The 17491-nt window shown below is 67.3% G+C and carries 10 protein-coding genes; 5 read left to right on the top strand and 5 right to left on the bottom strand.

Features of this window, described 5'->3' with window-relative positions; all coding sequences use genetic code 11:
• Positions 1–6 precede the first annotated feature (6 nt).
• The 3 genes from QGN32_RS18485 to QGN32_RS18475 all read right to left on the bottom strand — a co-directional run bounded on the left by QGN32_RS18485 (position 7) and on the right by QGN32_RS18475 (position 3682).
• On the bottom strand, positions 7–723 hold the full coding sequence (locus QGN32_RS18485; RefSeq protein ID WP_326545747.1) for a siderophore-interacting protein: 717 nt from the start codon (positions 721–723) through the stop codon (positions 7–9).
• A gap of 146 nt (positions 724–869) precedes the next feature.
• Entirely contained in the window at positions 870–2012 is a 1143-nt protein-coding gene (locus tag QGN32_RS18480) for an acyltransferase family protein (protein ID WP_326545746.1), read from the bottom strand.
• Complete coding sequence (locus QGN32_RS18475; RefSeq protein ID WP_326545745.1) at positions 2009–3682, bottom strand: DEAD/DEAH box helicase; 1674 nt, start codon at positions 3680–3682, stop codon at positions 2009–2011. Before QGN32_RS18475 ends, QGN32_RS18480 begins: the two co-directional genes overlap by 4 nt.
• A gap of 88 nt (positions 3683–3770) precedes the next feature.
• Between QGN32_RS18475 and QGN32_RS18470 the strand changes: the two genes are divergently transcribed.
• From QGN32_RS18470 to QGN32_RS18460, 3 genes are all read left to right on the top strand, one after another.
• Positions 3771–4331 carry an LppP/LprE family lipoprotein gene (locus tag QGN32_RS18470; protein ID WP_326545744.1) on the top strand — a complete coding sequence of 187 codons (561 nt, stop codon included), beginning with the start codon at positions 3771–3773 and terminating at the stop codon, positions 4329–4331.
• A 133-nt stretch (positions 4332–4464) separates the two neighbouring features.
• Positions 4465–7899 carry a TM0106 family RecB-like putative nuclease gene (locus tag QGN32_RS18465; protein WP_326545743.1) on the top strand — a complete coding sequence of 1145 codons (3435 nt, stop codon included), beginning with the start codon at positions 4465–4467 and terminating at the stop codon, positions 7897–7899.
• Positions 7899–9251, top strand: a complete 1353-nt coding sequence (locus QGN32_RS18460; protein ID WP_326545742.1) for an FAD-binding oxidoreductase — start codon at positions 7899–7901, stop codon at positions 9249–9251. Before QGN32_RS18465 ends, QGN32_RS18460 begins: the two co-directional genes overlap by 1 nt.
• 41 nt (positions 9252–9292) lie before the next feature.
• On the opposite strand, the gene QGN32_RS18455 is transcribed toward QGN32_RS18460, so the two are convergent.
• Together QGN32_RS18455 and QGN32_RS18450 are read right to left on the bottom strand one after the other, a co-directional pair.
• Positions 9293–11236 (bottom strand): MFS transporter, encoded by a 1944-nt coding sequence (locus QGN32_RS18455; protein WP_326545741.1) that lies wholly within the window; start codon positions 11234–11236, stop codon positions 9293–9295.
• Between the two features lie 85 nt (positions 11237–11321).
• On the bottom strand, positions 11322–12536 hold the full coding sequence (locus QGN32_RS18450) for a multidrug effflux MFS transporter (protein ID WP_326549142.1): 1215 nt from the start codon (positions 12534–12536) through the stop codon (positions 11322–11324).
• 220 nt (positions 12537–12756) lie between these two features.
• On the opposite strand from QGN32_RS18450, the gene QGN32_RS18445 reads away from it, so the two are divergent.
• Together QGN32_RS18445 and QGN32_RS18440 are read left to right on the top strand one after the other, a co-directional pair.
• Positions 12757–13521 carry a hypothetical protein gene (locus QGN32_RS18445; protein ID WP_326545740.1) on the top strand — a complete coding sequence of 255 codons (765 nt, stop codon included), beginning with the start codon at positions 12757–12759 and terminating at the stop codon, positions 13519–13521.
• Between the two features lie 214 nt (positions 13522–13735).
• Entirely contained in the window at positions 13736–17470 is a 3735-nt protein-coding gene (locus tag QGN32_RS18440; protein ID WP_326549141.1) for a multifunctional oxoglutarate decarboxylase/oxoglutarate dehydrogenase thiamine pyrophosphate-binding subunit/dihydrolipoyllysine-residue succinyltransferase subunit, read from the top strand.
• Positions 17471–17491: the final 21 nt, after the last annotated feature.

Below are 17491 nucleotides of genomic sequence, written 5' to 3'. Positions count from 1 at the left end.
GAGCCGTCAGGCGACCCAATACGCTTGCGCCTTGATCGACTTCTTCGAGATCTTGTACTGCTCACGGAAGACCTTGGCCACGGCGCGGGTGGTGCGGTTGTCGCACGCCACCCAACCGAAGTGATCGGAGGCCTCGAACGACGCCGCAGCCACGGCTTCGACCAGCGCCTCGCCGGCATTCTTGCGGTCCACCCACGTCACATCGGTGCTGCGGGCCACCGGCAGCTGCCGGTCGTCGTCGTGCGCGGCCTCCAAAAACACCCGCGCCGGGGTGTCGCCGATCGCCGTCAGCAGCGAGTTGATGGCGGGCAGCGATGCGGTATCGCCGACGATCACATAGCCGGCGGGCTGTGGTTCGGGCAAGGTGAAGTTGCTGCCCAACACCGTCACGTCGACCGTGTCGCCGGGTTGCGCGTTCTGCGCCCACTGCGAGGCGATACCGTCGTGCAGCGCGAACTCGATGTCGACGGCATCGGCGGTCGGGTTCGGGTCGACCAGCGTGTAGCCGCGCTGATGCAGTTTGTCGCCGTCGGCGAACCACATGCGGATCCACATCGTCGGGTGCAGCGGCCGGTCGGCGAGCAAGCCGCCCGCATCGAAAGTCAGCCGCAGGTAATGCGGGCCGATCTCACGCCTACCCGTCACGGTCAGTCGATAGTCGCCCGCGCGCAGCAGCTTGAGCACCGCACCCTGGAAACCGCGCGTTGGCTTCTTGTCTGACATCACTGGCCCTCCGTGTCGCATTGCAGTTAGGCAACCCTACCCTAAGGTCGCGTACCTGACGCTGCCACAACGGCCTTAACTGGTTACTTGCCCGCACCACATGCGTGCGATCAACCAATTAGCGCCAAATCCGGCTGCATGCGGCGTCAGGTGGTCCGCACCCGGGTGAACCGGTGCAGCAGCCAGGACAGCGGGACCGTCACCACGAAGGTGACGAGGAAGAGCATGACGACGGAACCGGTGTAGATCGGATAGCGCAGGATCTCCACCATCACCAGCTCCATCGTGATCAGGTGGATCAGGAAGATCTCGTAGGAGATCTCGCCGAGGAAAACCATCGGCCGGCTGGACAGGAACCGCGCATAGAGGCCCCGGTCGCCGAGCGCCAACGGCGCCACCGCCAGCGTGGCGATCACCGCGTAGAACAACACCTTCACCAAGGCCTCGCGCAACTCGTTGGGCGAGGTGGTCGGCTCACCGGCGATCGGTGTGGACACGATGAAATAGCACGCGACCGCCAGCGGTATGCACGCCAGGCCGTAGGCCCGCACGCCCAGCGGTTGCAACACCGCGAGCATCATCCCGCCGATGAACCAGACCAGATACGCCGGCAGCCACAGCCGCGCACCGTCGGCCAGGAAGTCGGTGGTGTGCACCAGGATCAACCACGCCGGGGTGATCAGCGCCAGTGCGGCCAGTCCGCCCATCAGCAGGCCGGGCCGCCACCGTCGCCGGCACAGCGCCACCAGCAGCAGCCACGCCAACAGCGGCAGCACCACGTAGAACGCGACCTCCACCGCAAGGCTCCACATCTGCGTCAGACCCTGATGCAGGAACGAATACAGATAGTCGTCGGTGTAGATCTGGGTCAGCGTGAGGTTGCGGAACAACCCTTCCCAGGTGTGGCCGGGATTCGGGCCCGCGGTGCGGAAGTGGTAGACGAGGTAGGCCGCCAAGACGGTGACGATGTAGGCAGGCATGATGCGGCGCACCCGGCGCCAGGCGTAGCGACGCACCGACGGCGGCGGGCGCCCGGTGAGCGCGGCCTTCACCCACGGCGAGAACAACAGAAATCCGCTGAGCACGAAGAAGATCGGTACCCCGATCTCGGCGCGGGAGTACACCAGGCCGACGTAGCCCTGGGGGTACTTACCCGTCGTGTACGCGGCGTGGGTGAGCATCACCAACAGCGCCGCGACGGCGCGGATACCGGTGAGCGAGGCGACGCGTTCGGGCTTGCCGACGGATTCCAGGCCGCCCTGCGCGTCCAGTCCGCGCGACAGCGTCATCTGCCCTTGCGCCGGCCCTTGTCCGGCCGTCGGTCGGGCTGCAGGTTGATCTTCACCCCCGAGATACGGGTGTTCTCAAGGGCTTTGAGTGTCTTTCTGGGCAGATCGGCGGGTAGCTCGACCAACGAGAAATCGGGGCGGATCGTGATGTGGCCGAAGTCGCTGCGGTGCAGTCCCCCTTCGTTGGCGATCGCGCCGACGATGTGACCGGGTCCGACCTTGTGCCGCTTACCCACATCGATGCGGTACGTGGTCAAGCCCTCGCGCCGTCTGCGATCGGGCTTCTCGCGCCGCGGCCGCTCCTCGCGCTCGCGGCGCTTCTCCGGCGGCGGCTCGACCATGAAGAACTGGTCACCACCGTGCGCCTGCGCGGCCAGCGCCGCCGCGATATCGGCGATCGGCACGTCGTGCTCGCGTTCGTACTCCTCGATGATGTTCCGGAAGACGTCGGTGCCGGGAGCGTTGAGCGCCTCGGTGATCGAGTCGCGGAACTTCGCCACCCGCTGGGCGTTGACGTCCTCGACCGTCGGCAGTTCCGCCTCGACCAGCTTGGACCGGGTGGCCTTCTCGATGGCCTTGAGCAGATGGCGCTCGCGGGGGGTGACGAACAGCAGCGCCGCCCCGGACCGGCCGGCCCGACCGGTGCGCCCGATGCGGTGCACATAGGACTCGGTGTCGTGCGGGATGTCGTAGTTCAGCACGTGGGAGATGCGTTCGACGTCCAGCCCGCGCGCTGCCACATCGGTGGCGATCAGGACGTCGATGCTGCCGTCCTTCAACGCGGCGATGGTGCGCTCACGCTGTGCCTGCGGGATGTCCCCGTTGATCGCCGCCGCGGCGAAACCCCTGGCCTTCAGCCGTTCGGCGACCTCTTCGGTGGCTTGTTTGGTGCGGACGAACACGATCATCGCGTCGCCCTCCTCCACCTCGAGCACCCGCGTCAGCGCATCCATCTTGCGGTGGCCCGCCACTTGGATGTAGCGCTGCGAAATGTTCTCGGCGGTGGTGGTTTTCGCCTTGACGGTCACCTCGACCGGGTCGTGCAGGTACTTGGTGGTGATCTTGCGGATCGCGGGCGGCATGGTCGCCGAGAACAACGCGACCTGTTTGTACTCGGGGGTGTCGGACAGGATTCGCTCGACGTCTTCTGCGAAGCCCATCTGCAGCATCTCGTCGGCCTCGTCGAGCACCAGATAGTCGAGCCGCGAGAGATCCAACCGGCCCTTCTCGAGGTGATCGATCACCCGGCCTGGCGTGCCGACCACCACCTGGGCGCCACGCTTGAGCCCTGCCAGTTGCGGACCGTAAGACGATCCGCCGTATATCGGCAGCACGTTGACCTCGGGCAGGTGCGCGCCGTAGCGGCCGAACGCCTCGGCCACCTGCAGCGCCAGTTCCCGCGTCGGCGCCAGCACCAGCGCCTGGGTGACGCGACTGCTGGTGTCGATCTTCGACAGAATCGGGATGGCGAACGCGGCCGTCTTGCCGGTGCCGGTCTGGGCCAGACCCACCACGTCGGAGCCCGCCATCATGGCCGGGATGGTGGCCGCCTGGATGGCCGACGGTGTCTCGTAGCCGACGTCGGCGACGGCCTGCAGCACCGACGGGTGAATCTGCAGGTCGTTGAAGGTCAGCTCGGCGTCAGTGGCGTCCGGCTCAGAGGGCGTCATCGGCTACCGAGTCTAATAGCCACCGGCTGCCCGACCCGCCGCGCCGCGTGCCATGGCACCGGCCTTCCGTTCGGTACGGTGCGCTGTTGTGAAGTGGGCGGTCCTCATCTGCAGCTGCATCGGCACCGCAGCGGTGCTCGTCGCCGGTTGTGGCGCCAGCGACTCGACGGTCTCCAAGACCCCGTCGGCCACACCCCCCGCTCCCGCGGCGACGCCGGCGCCGCCGGCGCCGACTCCGACGATCGCACCGCCCAGCACGCAAGCCCCCGCGGATCCGTGCGCGGTGAACCTCAACGCACCGGAGATAACGGAGGCCGTCGCGGCATTGCCGAAGGACCCGCGCAGCAACCAGGGCTGGTATCCGGTGCCGATCGCCGGCAATTACAACGAGTGCGCGCAGTTGTCGGTCGTCATCGTCAAGGCCAACACCAACGCCGAGAACGCCAACACCCGGGCGGTGATGTTCCACCAGGGCAAGTTCATCCCGAGCGGGGTTCCCGACACCTACGGGTTCAACGGTGTGGACAGCTCGGAGAGCACCGGCGACACCGTCGCGCTGCGCTACTCCAGCGGCATGCCAGGCCTCGACAGCGTGGTCCGATTCCGCTGGAACGGCAACGGTGTCGAGCTGATCGGCAATACCGGCTGACCGCGACCGCTGTTCACCCGACGTGGCTCCTTTGACGACGAATCGAGGAAGACAGCCCCATCCTCAGGACCGGCCACCGAGCTGAGAAGCGCTGCGGCGCTGAGGTGTCGGCGGGGTCACATACAGTGGCACCGTGTTCGTGGACTCGCATGGCGCTGAAACCCGCGTCATCTACAGCGCTTCCGACCTCGCTGCGGCGTCCCACTGCGAGTACGCGCTGCTGCGTGCATTCGACGCGAAGCTCGGCCGGGGTCCCGCGGTCGCAGGCGAGGACGAGATGCTGCGCCGGACCGCGGAGTTGGGCGATGCACACGAGCAGCGGGTGCTCGACGCGTTCGTCGCCCAGTACGGCGAAGGCGTTGTCCGGATCGGGCGACCCGCGTACACCCTGGCCGCCTTCCAGGCCGCCGCCCGCGCCACCGCCGACGCGTTCGGTCGGCGACCGCCGGTGGTGTACCAAGCCGCCCTGTTCGACGACCGGTTCGTCGGCTTCGCGGACTTCGTCGTGCTCGACGGCGACCGGTATCGGGTACTGGACACCAAACTCGCCCGCCGCGCCAAGATCCAGGCGCTGCTGCAAATCGCGGGCTATGCCGATGCGTTGCGCGGCATGGGCGTCCCGATCGCGGACACAGCGAGCCTGATCCTCGGGGACCGCACCACGGTTGACTATCCGGTCGACGATCTCGTGCCGGTCTACCGGCAGCAACGCGATCGCCTGCGCGAACTGCTCGACACCCACCTGGCCTCGGGTGCCCCGGTCGGCTGGCGCGATACGGCGGTCAGCGCGTGCATGCGGTGCGAGTGCTGTATGCCCAACGTGGTCGCCGACGACGATGTGCTGCTGGTGGCTGGAATGCGGATGACCCAGCGCGAAACGCTGAGCTCCTCAGGTATCGACACCGTAGCGGCCCTCGCAACGTCGTCGGGACCCGTCGAAGGTATGGCGGCGAGCACGCTCGCGGGTCTGCGTACCCAGGCGCGCTTGCAGGTCAGACAGCTCGATACCGGTTTACCTCAGTTCGAGATCGCCGACCGCGACGCGCTCGGCGCGATTCCCGCGGAGGACCCGGGTGACCTCTTCTTCGACTTCGAGGGTGATCCCTTGTGGACCGACGACGGCGTCACCTGGGGACTGGAGTACATGTGGGGAGTCCTGGACACCGCCGACAACTTCACCCCGCTGTGGGCAGAGGACCGACGATCGGAACGCAAGACGTTCACCGACTTCCTCAACCTGGTGCGCAAGCGCCGCAGTCGCTATCCCGGTATGCACATCTACCATTACGCGGCGTACGAGCGCACCAAGCTGTTGGAGTTGGCCGCCCGCTACGGGGTGGGCGAGGACGAGGTCGACGACCTACTGCGGGCCGATGTCCTGGTCGATCTGTTCCCGATCGTTCGTAGCAGCCTTCGCGTCGGCGCCCCGTCCTATTCGCTGAAGGCGCTGGAGCCCCTGTACATGGGCTCGGAGCTGCGCTCGGGTGAGGTTACCAACGCCGCAGCCTCGATCACGCAGTACGAGCGATACCGCGCGCTGCTCGACGAGGGCCGAACGGACGAAGCCGCCGGCGTGCTCAAGGAGATCAGGGACTACAACGAGTACGACTGTCGTTCGACGCGCCGGTTGCGAGACTGGTTGTTGCTGCGGGCTTTCGAGTGCGGTGTCACACATCTGACCCGGCCCGCCGAGAAGGGCGATCCGGTGCCGCCCCTCGACGAAACCGCACAGGTGCTGCAGGGGTTCGCCGGTGACGGCGTGAGTACCGACCGTACCCCGGAGCAGACCGCCGTCGCACTGATCCAGACCGCGCGTGGCTACCTCCCCCGGGAACGAAAGCCGTACTGGTGGGGGCACTTCCAACGGCTCAATCACCCCGTTGACGAATGGGACGACGTATCGGGCGTCTTCCTCGTCGACAGTGCCACCGTCGAACAAGACTGGCACAAGCCACCCCGGAAGCATAAGTACCGCAGGCATATTCGCCTCACTGGAGTGCTGCAGGGCGGCACCCTCGACGGGCGGCCGCGGGCCCTCTATGACCGTCCCGCTCCCGCCGGACTCGACGACGAGCACCCCGATCGCCGGGCCGCACACGATGTGACGGTGGTCGATACTGTCAAGGTGGATGGGGTTCCGGTCGAGGTTCTCGTCGAGGAACTTGCGGTGGACACCGAACACTTCGCGAACCTGCCGATGGCGTTGACACCGGCGAAGCCGATCCCGACCGCCAAGCTGGAAGAGGCCATCGAGGCATTGGCCACCGAGACGGCGACCGCCGTGCTCGAAAGCCGCCTCCCCAGGTGCGCAGTTGTCGATATCCTGCGACGCGCTCGACCCATCACACGATCCGGTGCCGGTCTGCCACGCCTCGACAACGATGTCGCATCCATCACCGCGGCGGTCCTGGATCTCGACAAGTCGTACATCGCCGTGCACGGTCCGCCCGGCACCGGCAAGACATTCACCGCGGCGCGGGTCATCGCATCGCTGGTGAACGACCACGGTTGTTCCGTCGGCGTCGTCGCACAGTCGCACTCGGTGGTCGCCCATCTGCTCAACAAGATCGTCCACGCCGGGGTCGACCGGAGCCTCGTCGCGAAGAAGTCGAGCAACGACACGGCGCCCACCGATCGGTTCACGGTGATCGGCGACGACGGCCACGCAACCTTTCTCGCCGAGCACGACGCGTGCGTGATCGGCGGCACGGCATGGGATTTCGCCAACGATGCCAGGGTTGGATCGGAGCGCCTCGACCTGCTCGCCATCGACGAGGCCGGTCAATTCTCGCTCGGCTACACGATCGCCGTCGCTCGGGCAGCGCGCAACATCATGCTTCTCGGCGATCCGCAACAGCTCGGCCAGGTGTCTACCGGGAGTCACCCCGAACCCGTCGACCATTCGGCGCTCGGCTGGCTCATGGCAGGCCATGACGTGTTACCCGTCGAGTACGGCTATTTCCTTGAGCACACGCACCGCATGCACTCTGCGCTGTGCCGGGTTGACTCCGCGCTGTCCTATGACAATCGGCTGCTGCCGCACCCGAAGACGGACGCTCGCACGTTGGCCGGCTTCGACCCGGGCCTGCACACCCGATGTGTCGCCCACGACGGACGCTCCACCTCAAGTCCCGAAGAGGCCGCGGTGATCGCCGAGGAGATCGGCGGAATGATCGGCGCGCTCTGGACCGACGAACACGGCTTCCGGGCGCTCGATCAGGACGATGTGCTCGTCGTCGCGCCGTACAACGCCCAGGTGTTGCAGGTGCGCTCGGCGCTGGAGGGCGCGGGGCTGAGCGACGTCTTGGTCGGCACGGTCGACAAACTGCAGGGCCGCGAGGCCGCCGTCGTGTTCGTTTCGATGACGGCCTCGGCGATCGAGGACATCCCGCGCGGGATGCCGTTCCTGCTCAACCGCAACCGACTCAACGTGGCGATCAGCCGCGCCATGTATCGGACGGTGATCGTGCGCTCGCCGCTGCTGACCGAGTATCTTCCGTCCACCCCGGCGGCCCTTGTGGATCTCGGCGCGTTCCTGTCGCTGGCCCCGTGTGATACACCCGCGTAATGAGCTTGACCGACCGGCTGGCCGGGATCGTCGGGGACGGCTACGTCAGCACCGATCCCGACGTGCTCGCCGGGCGCAGCGTCGACCACACCGGCCGGTACCGCGGCCGGGCTAGCACCCTGGTGCGTCCGGCGTCGGCCGACCAGGTCGGCGCCGTGCTGCGTACCTGCCGCGATGCGGGCGCTTATGTCACCGTGCAAGGCGGCCGCACATCGCTGGTGGCCGGGACCGTACCCGAGCACGACGACGTGCTGCTGTCCACCGAACGGCTGCGCGACGTCTCCGCGGTCGACGTCACCGAGCGCCGAATCTCAGTGGGCGCCGGTGCGACTCTGGCCGCGGTGCAGCGCGCGGCCGCCGAGCACGGTCTGCTGTTCGGCGTCGACCTGGCCGCACGCGACACCGCGACAGTCGGAGGGATGGCGTCGACGAACGCCGGCGGACTGCGCACCGTGCGCTACGGCAACATGGGCGAGCAGGTGATCGGGTTGGACGTCGCGCTGCCCGACGGCACCTTGGTGCACCGGCACAGCCGGGTGCGGATGGACAACACCGGCTACGACCTGGCGTCGCTGTTCGTCGGCGCCGAGGGCACGCTCGGCGTTATCACCGCTGTCGACCTGAGGCTGTACCCCGCCCCACTCCACCGCGTGACGGCGATCTGCGGGTTCGCCGACCTCGACGCGCTCGTCGCCGCGGGACGGGTCTTCCGCGACCTCGACGGTATCGCCGCGCTGGAGTTGATCGACGCGCGCGCCAGCGCACTGACCGGCGAGTATGCCGGGGTGCCCGCGCCCGTCGACGGCGCGTGGCAGTTGCTCATCGAACTGGCCGGCGACAGCGACCAAACCGAGCGGCTGGCCGACGCGATCGATGGCGCCGATCTGTACGGCGAGCCGGCCGTGGGCGTCGACCTGACCGCACAGCAGCGGATCTGGCAGGTGCGCGAGGCCGTCGCCGACGTGCTCGGCGTTTACGGGCCGCCACTGAAGTTCGATGTGTCGCTGCCGATTTCGGCCATCGCATCATTCGCCACCCAAGCGGTCGAACTGGTCGCAACCCATGCGCCAGAGGCGATTCCGGTGTTGTTCGGTCACATCGGTGAGGGCAACCTGCATCTGAACCTGGTGCGGTGCACGCTCGCCAGCGAGCCCGAGCATGTGCTGTACTCGGCGATGATGGAACTCATCGCCCGCCTCGGCGGCAACGTCAGCTCCGAGCACGGAGTCGGCACCCGTAAGCGGGCCTACCTCGGAATGTCACGCACCGACGCCGATATCGTCGCGATGCGGACCGTGAAGGCGGCGTTCGACCCATCCGGCTACCTCAACCCCGCGGTGCTTTTCAGCTGAAGCGTGTCGACCGGGATGTCGGCACGGGCGGCGTACGGCCGTCATTGGCGATCGTCGCCGCGCGCGTGCCTGCCTTTGGGCCTGGGCCTGAACTGCCCGGGGACAGAGCGCTCGTTCCAGACCTGATGGCGAACGGGCCGGTCGTGACCTCCGTTGCGCGGATAGGCGTCGGCAGGAGGGCCTGGCGGCTGCAACGGGTTGAACCGCCGCTCGTCATCGACATGCCAACCGCCGTGCGTGCCGCCGAACGGTTCGGCGGTCGGCTTGGCTCGCGGTGCCGGGGGGATATCGGCGAGCAGTTGGTCGAGGATCGCGCGCCACGAGTCACCGGCCTGCTCGGGCGGAGGTTCTTCGCGCGGCGCCGGCGCCCCGGCCGTCGGCTCTCGCTTGGCGATCCCTGACAGCGCAGGCTCGGCGCGTTCGAAGTCATCCCAGCTGACGGTGTATTCGAGGTAGTCGTCACCGTCGTCGTCGAACGCCCCGTCATCGTCCCCATGCTCGACCGCCCGCGGGTGGTCATCGTCGAGCGGCCCACGCGCGTAGCCGAGCAGGAACAGCGCCGCGACCACCCCGAACAGCGCGACGAACGCGGGTAGCAGCAAGGACAGCGACATGGCCGCCGCGAACGGTCCGTGCAGAAACGACGGTAGCTGCGTCGCACCGGCAGCACCGTGGGCCGAATCGGTCGCCCAGGGGGGCATCTGGGAGTTCACTTGCCACGTCATGAACGCCGCCATGCTGGCGCTGCCGAGCACCGCCCCGACCTGCCGGGTGGCGTTGTAGACGCCAGAGCCCGCACCGGCCAACCGCGGCGACAGGTTGCGGGTCGCGGTCGCGGCCAGCGGCGACCAGATGAACGCCATACCGATGCCCGTCGCGGTCAGCGGCAGAACCAGTCGCCAGATCGGGGTGGTCGGCGACATCTCGATCGACAGCCAGGTCATCGAGATCGCGAGCACCGAGAAGCCGAAACCGACCACGGGACGGGGATGCCACCGGTCGATGATCCAGCCGACGACCGGGGCCAACACCCCGGTCGCGATCGCCATCGGCGCGGTCAACAGCGCCGATCGCGTCGGCGACAGTCCAGTCACCGCCTGGGCGTAGAACATGACCGGCACGATCATCCCGGTCGCCACGAACCCGATCGTCGCGACGCCGAACGTCGACAGCGAGAAATCGCGGTCGCGGAAGATCTCCAGCGGCAGTAGCGGATCGTTCGGGTTGACGGCCTGCCAGAACAGGAACGCGGCCATCGCCCCGGTGCCCAGCGCCATCAGGCCCCACACCCAGTGCGTCCACTCGTGCGCCTGACCCTCCTGCAGCGCGAACACGATCAGGAACATCGCGACCGCCGAGAGCACCACCCCCAGCACGTCGAACCGCTGCCTGTGCCTCGGCAACTCGGGGATCAACCGAAGCGCCAACGCCACGCCCAGCACGCCGATGGGCACGTTGACGAAGAAGATCCACTGCCAGCCGAGTGCGTCGACCAGAATCCCGCCGGCGAGCGGGCCGACGAGCGTCGCGACACCGGCCGTCGCACCCCACACGCTCATCGCCACACCGCGCCGTTCGACGGGGAAGATGCGGGTCACCGTCGACAGCGTCTGCGGCGTCAACAGGGCCGCGCCCAGCCCCTGAACGACGCGCGCGACGATCAGCATCCCGATCGTGTCGGACAGTCCGCACCACAGGGATGCGACCGTGAACACGGTCAGGCCGAGAAGGTAGATGTTCTTGGGCCCGAATCGGTCGCCGAGGCGGCCCGCCACAAGCAACGGCACCGCGTAGGCGAGAAGGTAAGCACTGGTGACCCAGAGGACGGCGTCGTAGCTCGCGTCGAACCTGGCCATGATCGACGGATTGGCGACGGCGACGATCGTCGCGTCGACCAGGATCATGAAAAAGCCGACCATCATCGCCCAAAGCGCATGCCAAGGGTTCGGGGAGGCGTCCTGCCGGGGACTAACAGTTGAGAACATCTCGAGTCGACCAGTGCTCGGCCGGGCCCGGACGCTACGGAGCGTGGCCGGTCCCGACAAGTGGGACCGTTCGCGCTGCGCGGTGTCAGGCCGGCTCTGGCACGACGTCGCCGGTGACGTCGTGTTCGGAGTCGTCCGCGCGTTCGGCCGCTGGGACACCGACGGCCATGAGCGCGAGCAACGCGATCACCATACCCACCGTCATCACCGATGCCAGCGCGAACTCGTCGTTGCCGAGCGCACCGACCAGCGGGGCGATCGCGGCCCCCAGGCCGAACTGCGCGGCGCCGAGCAGAGCCGCTGCGGTACCCGCGGCGTCGGGGTGCCGGGTCAACGCCACGGCGGGCGCGTTCGGTATGACGAGACCCATCGCCGCCAGGATCACCCACACCGGGACGACGAAACCGGCCGGCCCGCCGAGTTTCGCAAGCGACAAGCCGACGAAGACCGCGCCGGTGACCGATGCCACCACGAGCGCCCACAGCACGATCGTCTGCGGCGTGAACCGGCGCAGCAGGGCGACGTTGCACTGCGTTGCCGCGATCAACGCGATCGCACCCGCACCGAACACGAGCGCGAACGCCTGCTGATCCAGTCCGTAGCGGCCCTGCAGGACGAACGGTGCGGCGGCGATGTAGGCGAACAGCCCTGACATACCCAGGGCGGCGACCAGGACCAACACGACGAACCGGGCGTCGCGCAGCAACTCGAGGTACGTCGCGGCGATGCCACGCGCCTTCAATGGGCGGCGGTGCCCGGCCGCCAGCGTCTCTGGCAGCGCCAGCGCGGCCACCAGCAGCAGCAGACCGGCGATCACCACCAGCGCGGCGAACACCCAATGCCAGGAAGCCTTCAGCAGCACCGCGGCGCCCAGCGACGGGGCCAGCACCGGCGCCACGCCGAGCACCAGCATCAGCCGAGACATCACCGTTGCGGCGACCGAGTCGGTGAACAGATCACCGACGACGGCGATCGCCACCACCATGGCCGCGGCAGCCCCCATCCCCTGCAGTCCCCGGGCCACCCCGAGCACTTCGATGTTCGGCGCGAACAAGCACAGCAGCGATGCCGACATGTGCAGCACGATTCCGGCCATCAGCGGTCGGCGGCGGCCCAGCGAGTCCGACAGCGGCCCGACGACGAGCTGGCCGAGCGCCAGCCCGGCGAGCGTCCCGGTGAGCGTCAGCTGCGCGACCGACGAGGACACGCCCAGCTCGTCGGCGATCTTCGGCAACGCGGGCAGATACATGTCGATGGTCAGCGGACCCAGCGCGACCATCACCCCAAGCACGACGATCATCCGGATGCGGCTCGGCGGCTGTCCCTCCGCAACCGAGGCGGGGGCGGTCGTCAGGTTCACAGCCGGTGATGGTGCCACGAGAATGGTCAGCGTCGCTTCTCGTTTTTTTCTTCCCGGCCGGGCAGACAGTGAGCGCGATAACTGCCGGGCACCGGCAGCCCCCGTCGTTCGTTAACCGAGGCGTTAGCCTTGAGGCGAGTCATCCCGACAGGAGACCCCCATGCGTGCCCGGTCCAAGGCCAAAAGCCGGCTACCCGCGGTCGACCCGGAAGTCAACGGTGGCCCCGGCGACGATCCGAGCGTCGCGGCGAAGGCGCTTTCCCGAATCATCGAGCGCGGGTCACGCTTACAGGCACCGGCGGTCAAGACCTATGTAGACCGTCTGCGCGATCAGCACCCGCAGGCGACGCCCGCCCAGATAGTCAAGAAGCTCGAGAGGCGCTACCTGAGCGCGGTGGCGGCCAGCGGCGCCGCGGTCGGGTCGGCTGCGGCTTTCCCCGGAATCGGGACACTGACCGCGATGGCGTCGGTGGCCGGCGAGACGGTCGTCTTCTTGGAGGCGACCGCGTTGTACGTGCTGGCGGTCGGCGAGGTGCACGGTATTCCCACCGATCATCTCGAGCGCAGACGCGCCCTGGTGCTGGCGGTGCTGGTCGGCGAGGACAGCAAGCGCGCGATCGCCGACCTGGTCGGTTCGGGCCGCACGAAGGGCGCTTGGGTCGCCGACGGGGCGGCCACGCTGCCGCTACCGGCGCTGTCACAACTGAACTCGCGTCTGCTGAGGTACTTCGTCAAGCGCTACACGCTCAAGCGGGGTGCGCTCGCGTTCGGTAAGACGCTTCCGGTCGGGGTGGGTGCCGTCGTCGGTGGTGTGGGTAACCGTCTGATGGGCAAGCGGATCGTTGCGAACGCGCGCGCGGCGTTCGGCGATCCGCCGGCGCAGTGGCGAGCGACACTGCACCTGCTGCCTCCCCCGCGCGGCTAGCGGGGCGTGGCGTGCGTTTCGCGACGGCCATACGGCCGTTGTCGTGGCTTGGCCATTGGTTCAGCGCTAGCCTTTAGGCGGCGGAAATGCGGGGTAACCGTAGAGAACCTGGCGAGCGTGGGAGACGCGCTCGCGCGAAGCGAAGGAATCGAGGCGAGTAGCTACCGTGAGCTCACCTTCACCATTCGGCCAGAACGAGTGGTTGGTCGAGGAGATGTATCGCAAGTTCCGCGAGGATCCCTCGTCGGTTGATCCCAGTTGGCACGAATTCCTGGTCGACTACTCCCCTGAGCCGACCTCCGACAGTTGGAATGGTCAGCGTGGGGCGGCGCCGGTGAGTCCGCCCGAGCCCGCGCCCGCCCCGGCACCCCAGAAGACCGACGGCAACGGCTCTGCGGCACCCGCGAAGGAGCCCAAGGCGAAGACCCCGGACACAAAGGCATCCGACACCGAAGCTTCTGCGAGCGCGGCGAGCAAGCCCAAGGAGTCCGCACCCAAGCCCAAGGAGTCCGCACCCAAACCCAAGGAGTCCGCGCCCAAGGAGTCCAAGGAGCCCGAGGGCCGGGAGACGCAGGTGTTGCGGGGCGCGGCCGCGGCCGTCGTGAAGAACATGGCGGCGTCGCTGGAGGTGCCGACCGCGACCAGTGTCCGCGCGGTGCCCGCCAAGTTGATGATCGACAACCGGATCGTCATCAACAACCACCTCAAACGCACTCGGGGCGGGAAGATCTCGTTCACCCACCTCATCGGGTACGCGGTCGTGCAGGCGGTCAAGAAGTTCCCGAACATGAACCGGCACTTCGCCGAGATCGACGGTAAGCCGCACGCGGTGACACCCGAACAAGTCAGCCTCGGGCTCGCGATCGACCTGCAGGGCAAGGGCGGTAGCCGCCAACTGGTGGTGGCCGGCATCAAGGGCGCCGAAGCCATGTCGTTCGGCCAGTTCATCGCCGCCTACGAGGACATCGTGCGACGCGCCCGCAACGGCAACCTCACCGCCGAAGACTTTGCCGGCGTGACGATTTCGCTGACCAACCCCGGCACCATCGGCACCGTGCACTCGGTTCCGCGGCTGATGCGCGGTCAGGGCGCGATCATCGGCGTGGGCGCGATGGAGTATCCGGCCGAGTTCCAGGGGGCCAGCGAGGAGCGCATCGCCGAGCTCGGCGTGGGCAAGCTGGTCACACTGACATCGACGTACGACCACCGGATCATTCAGGGTGCCGAGTCCGGTGACTTCCTGCGCACCGTGCACGAACTGCTGCTCGACGACGACTTCTACGACGAGACCTTCCGCGAGCTCGGCATCCCGTACGAGCCGGTTCGGTGGCGAACCGACAACCCGGACTCGATCGAGGACAAGAACGCGCGTGTCATCGAGTTGATCGCCGCGTACCGCAACCGCGGTCACCTGATGGCCGACATCGACCCGCTGCGCCTCGACAAGAACCGGTTCCGCGGCCACCCCGATCTCGACGTGCTCACCCACGGGCTGACGCTGTGGGACCTGGACCGGGAGTTCAAGGTCAACGGCTTCGCCGGCGCCGAGCACAAGAAGTTGCGCGGCGTGCTCGGGCTGCTGCGTGACTCGTACTGCCGCCACATCGGCGTCGAGTACACCCACATCCTCGAGCCCGAGCAGCAGCAATGGCTGCAGGATCGCATCGAGAAGAAGCACGAGAAACCGACGGTTGCCGAGCAGAAGTACATTCTGAGCAAACTCAACGCGGCCGAGGCATTCGAGACGTTTCTACAGACCAAATACGTTGGGCAGAAACGATTCTCGCTCGAGGGTGCCGAGACGGTCATCCCGACCATGGATGCCGTCATCGACCAGTGCGCCGAGCATGCGCTCGACGAGGTTGTGATCGCGATGCCGCACCGGGGCCGGCTCAACGTGCTGGCCAACATCGTCGGCAAGCCGTACTCCCAGATATTCTCCGAGTTCGAGGGGAATCTGAACCCGTCGCAGGCGCACGGCTCCGGCGACGTGAAGTATCACCTCGGCGCGTCCGGCAAGTTCATTCAGATGTTCGGCGACAACGACATCGACGTGTCGCTGGTGGCCAACCCGTCGCACCTCGAAGCCGTCGACCCGGTCCTGGAAGGTCTGGTGCGCGCCAAACAGGACCTGATCGACGCGAACGACGACGAAAACTCGAAGGTCTTCAGCGTCGTGCCGCTGATGCTGCACGGCGACGCGGCGTTCGCCGGACAGGGGGTGGTGGCCGAAACCCTGAACCTCGCCCTGCTGCGGGGGTACGGCACCGGCGGCACCATCCACATCATCGTCAACAACCAGATCGGTTTCACCACATCACCTTTCGACGCCAAGTCCTCGGAGTACTGCACCGACGTCGCGAAGATGATCGGCGCGCCGATCTTCCACGTGAACGGCGACGATCCCGAGGCCGCCGACTGGGTGGCCAGGCTCGCGGTCGACTTCCGGCAGAAGTTCAAGAAGGACGTCGTCATCGACATGCTGTGCTACCGCCGTCGCGGGCACAACGAAGGCGACGACCCCTCGATGACGCAACCGGCGATGTACGACGCGATCGACGTCAAACGCGGTGTGCGCAAGAGCTACACCGAAGCGCTGATCGGCCGCGGCGACATCTCGATGAAAGAGGCCGAAGACGCGCTGCGCGACTACCAGGGCCAGTTGGAACGGGTCTTCAACGAGGTCCGCGAGCTGGAGAAGCACGCGATCGAGCCGAGCGCCTCGGTGGAGGCCGACCAGATGGTGCCCGCCGGCACCAACACCGCGGTGGACAAGTCGCTGCTGGCCCGCATCGGCGACGCGCACCTGGCGCTGCCCGAAGGCTTCAACGTGCATCCGCGGGTCAAGCCGGTGCTCGAGAAGCGGCGCGAGATGGCCTACGAGGGCAAGGTGGACTGGGCCTTCGCCGAGCTGCTGGCGCTCGGCTCGCTGATCGCCGAGGGCAAGACGGTGCGGCTGTCGGGGCAGGACACCCGGCGCGGCACGTTCACCCAGCGCCATTCGGTGATCATCGACCGCAAGACGGGCCAGGAGTTCACCCCGCTGCAGCTGTTGACCGTCGACAAGGACGGCAGCCCGACGGGCGGCCGGTTCATGGTGTACGACTCGCCGCTGTCGGAGTTCGCCGCCGTCGGCTTCGAGTACGGCTACTCAGTGGGCAATCCTGACGCAATGGTGTTGTGGGAGGCACAGTTCGGCGACTTCATCAACGGAGCGCAGTCGATCATCGACGAGTTCATCAGCTCCGGCGAGGCCAAGTGGGGCCAACTCTCCGACGTCGTGCTACTGCTGCCGCACGGGCATGAGGGCCAGGGGCCGGACCACACGTCGGGCCGCATCGAGCGGTTCCTGCTGCTGTGGGCCGAGGGCTCGATGACGATCGCGGTGCCGTCCACGCCGGCCAACTACTTCCACCTGCTGCGGCGCCATGCTCTGGACGGCATTCACCGGCCGCTCATCGTGTTCACGCCGAAGTCGATGCTACGAAACAAGGCCGCCGTCAGCGACATTCGCGACTTCACCGAGCAGAAGTTCCGCTCGGTACTCGAGGAACCGACCTACACCGACGGTGACGGCGACCGCAGCAAGGCCAAGCGCATGCTGTTGACGAGCGGCAAGATCTACTACGAGTTGGCGGCCCGCAAGAACAAGGAGAAGCGCGACGACCTGGCGATCGTCCGGGTCGAGCAACTCGCGCCGCTGCCGCGACGGCGCTTGGCCGAGACACTGGACCGGTACCCCAACATCGAGGAGTACTTCTGGGTGCAGGAGGAGCCGGCGAACCAGGGCGCGTGGCCGACGTTCGGGCTGACTCTGCCGGAGGTGCTGCCGGAGAAGCTGTCCGGCATCACTCGGATCTCGCGGCGGGCGATGTCGGCGCCGTCGTCGGGGTCGTCGAAGGTGCACGCCGTCGAGCAGCAGGAGATCATCGACGAGGCCTTCGCCTAGCTCTATTGCGCGACCGTGCGT

It is taken from the genome of Mycolicibacterium sp. ND9-15 (genome assembly GCF_035918395.1).
GTDB lineage: Bacteria > Actinomycetota > Actinomycetes > Mycobacteriales > Mycobacteriaceae > Mycobacterium.
This window is presented reverse-complemented; position numbering and strand designations above follow the sequence as displayed.

Coding starts and splice junctions, on each gene's coding strand:
- QGN32_RS18485 (WP_326545747.1), bottom strand. CDS start 723: ATGTCAGACAAGAAGCCAACGCGCGGTTTCCAGGGTGCGGTGCTCAAG.
- QGN32_RS18445 (WP_326545740.1), top strand. CDS start 12,757: ATGCGTGCCCGGTCCAAGGCCAAAAGCCGGCTACCCGCGGTCGACCCG.
- QGN32_RS18440 (WP_326549141.1), top strand. CDS start 13,736: ATGTATCGCAAGTTCCGCGAGGATCCCTCGTCGGTTGATCCCAGTTGG.
- QGN32_RS18450 (WP_326549142.1), bottom strand. CDS start 12,536: ATGATCGTCGTGCTTGGGGTGATGGTCGCGCTGGGTCCGCTGACCATC.
- QGN32_RS18455 (WP_326545741.1), bottom strand. CDS start 11,236: ATGTTCTCAACTGTTAGTCCCCGGCAGGACGCCTCCCCGAACCCTTGG.
- QGN32_RS18460 (WP_326545742.1), top strand. CDS start 7,899: ATGAGCTTGACCGACCGGCTGGCCGGGATCGTCGGGGACGGCTACGTC.
- QGN32_RS18480 (WP_326545746.1), bottom strand. CDS start 2,012: ATGACGCTGTCGCGCGGACTGGACGCGCAGGGCGGCCTGGAATCCGTC.
- QGN32_RS18475 (WP_326545745.1), bottom strand. CDS start 3,682: ATGACGCCCTCTGAGCCGGACGCCACTGACGCCGAGCTGACCTTCAAC.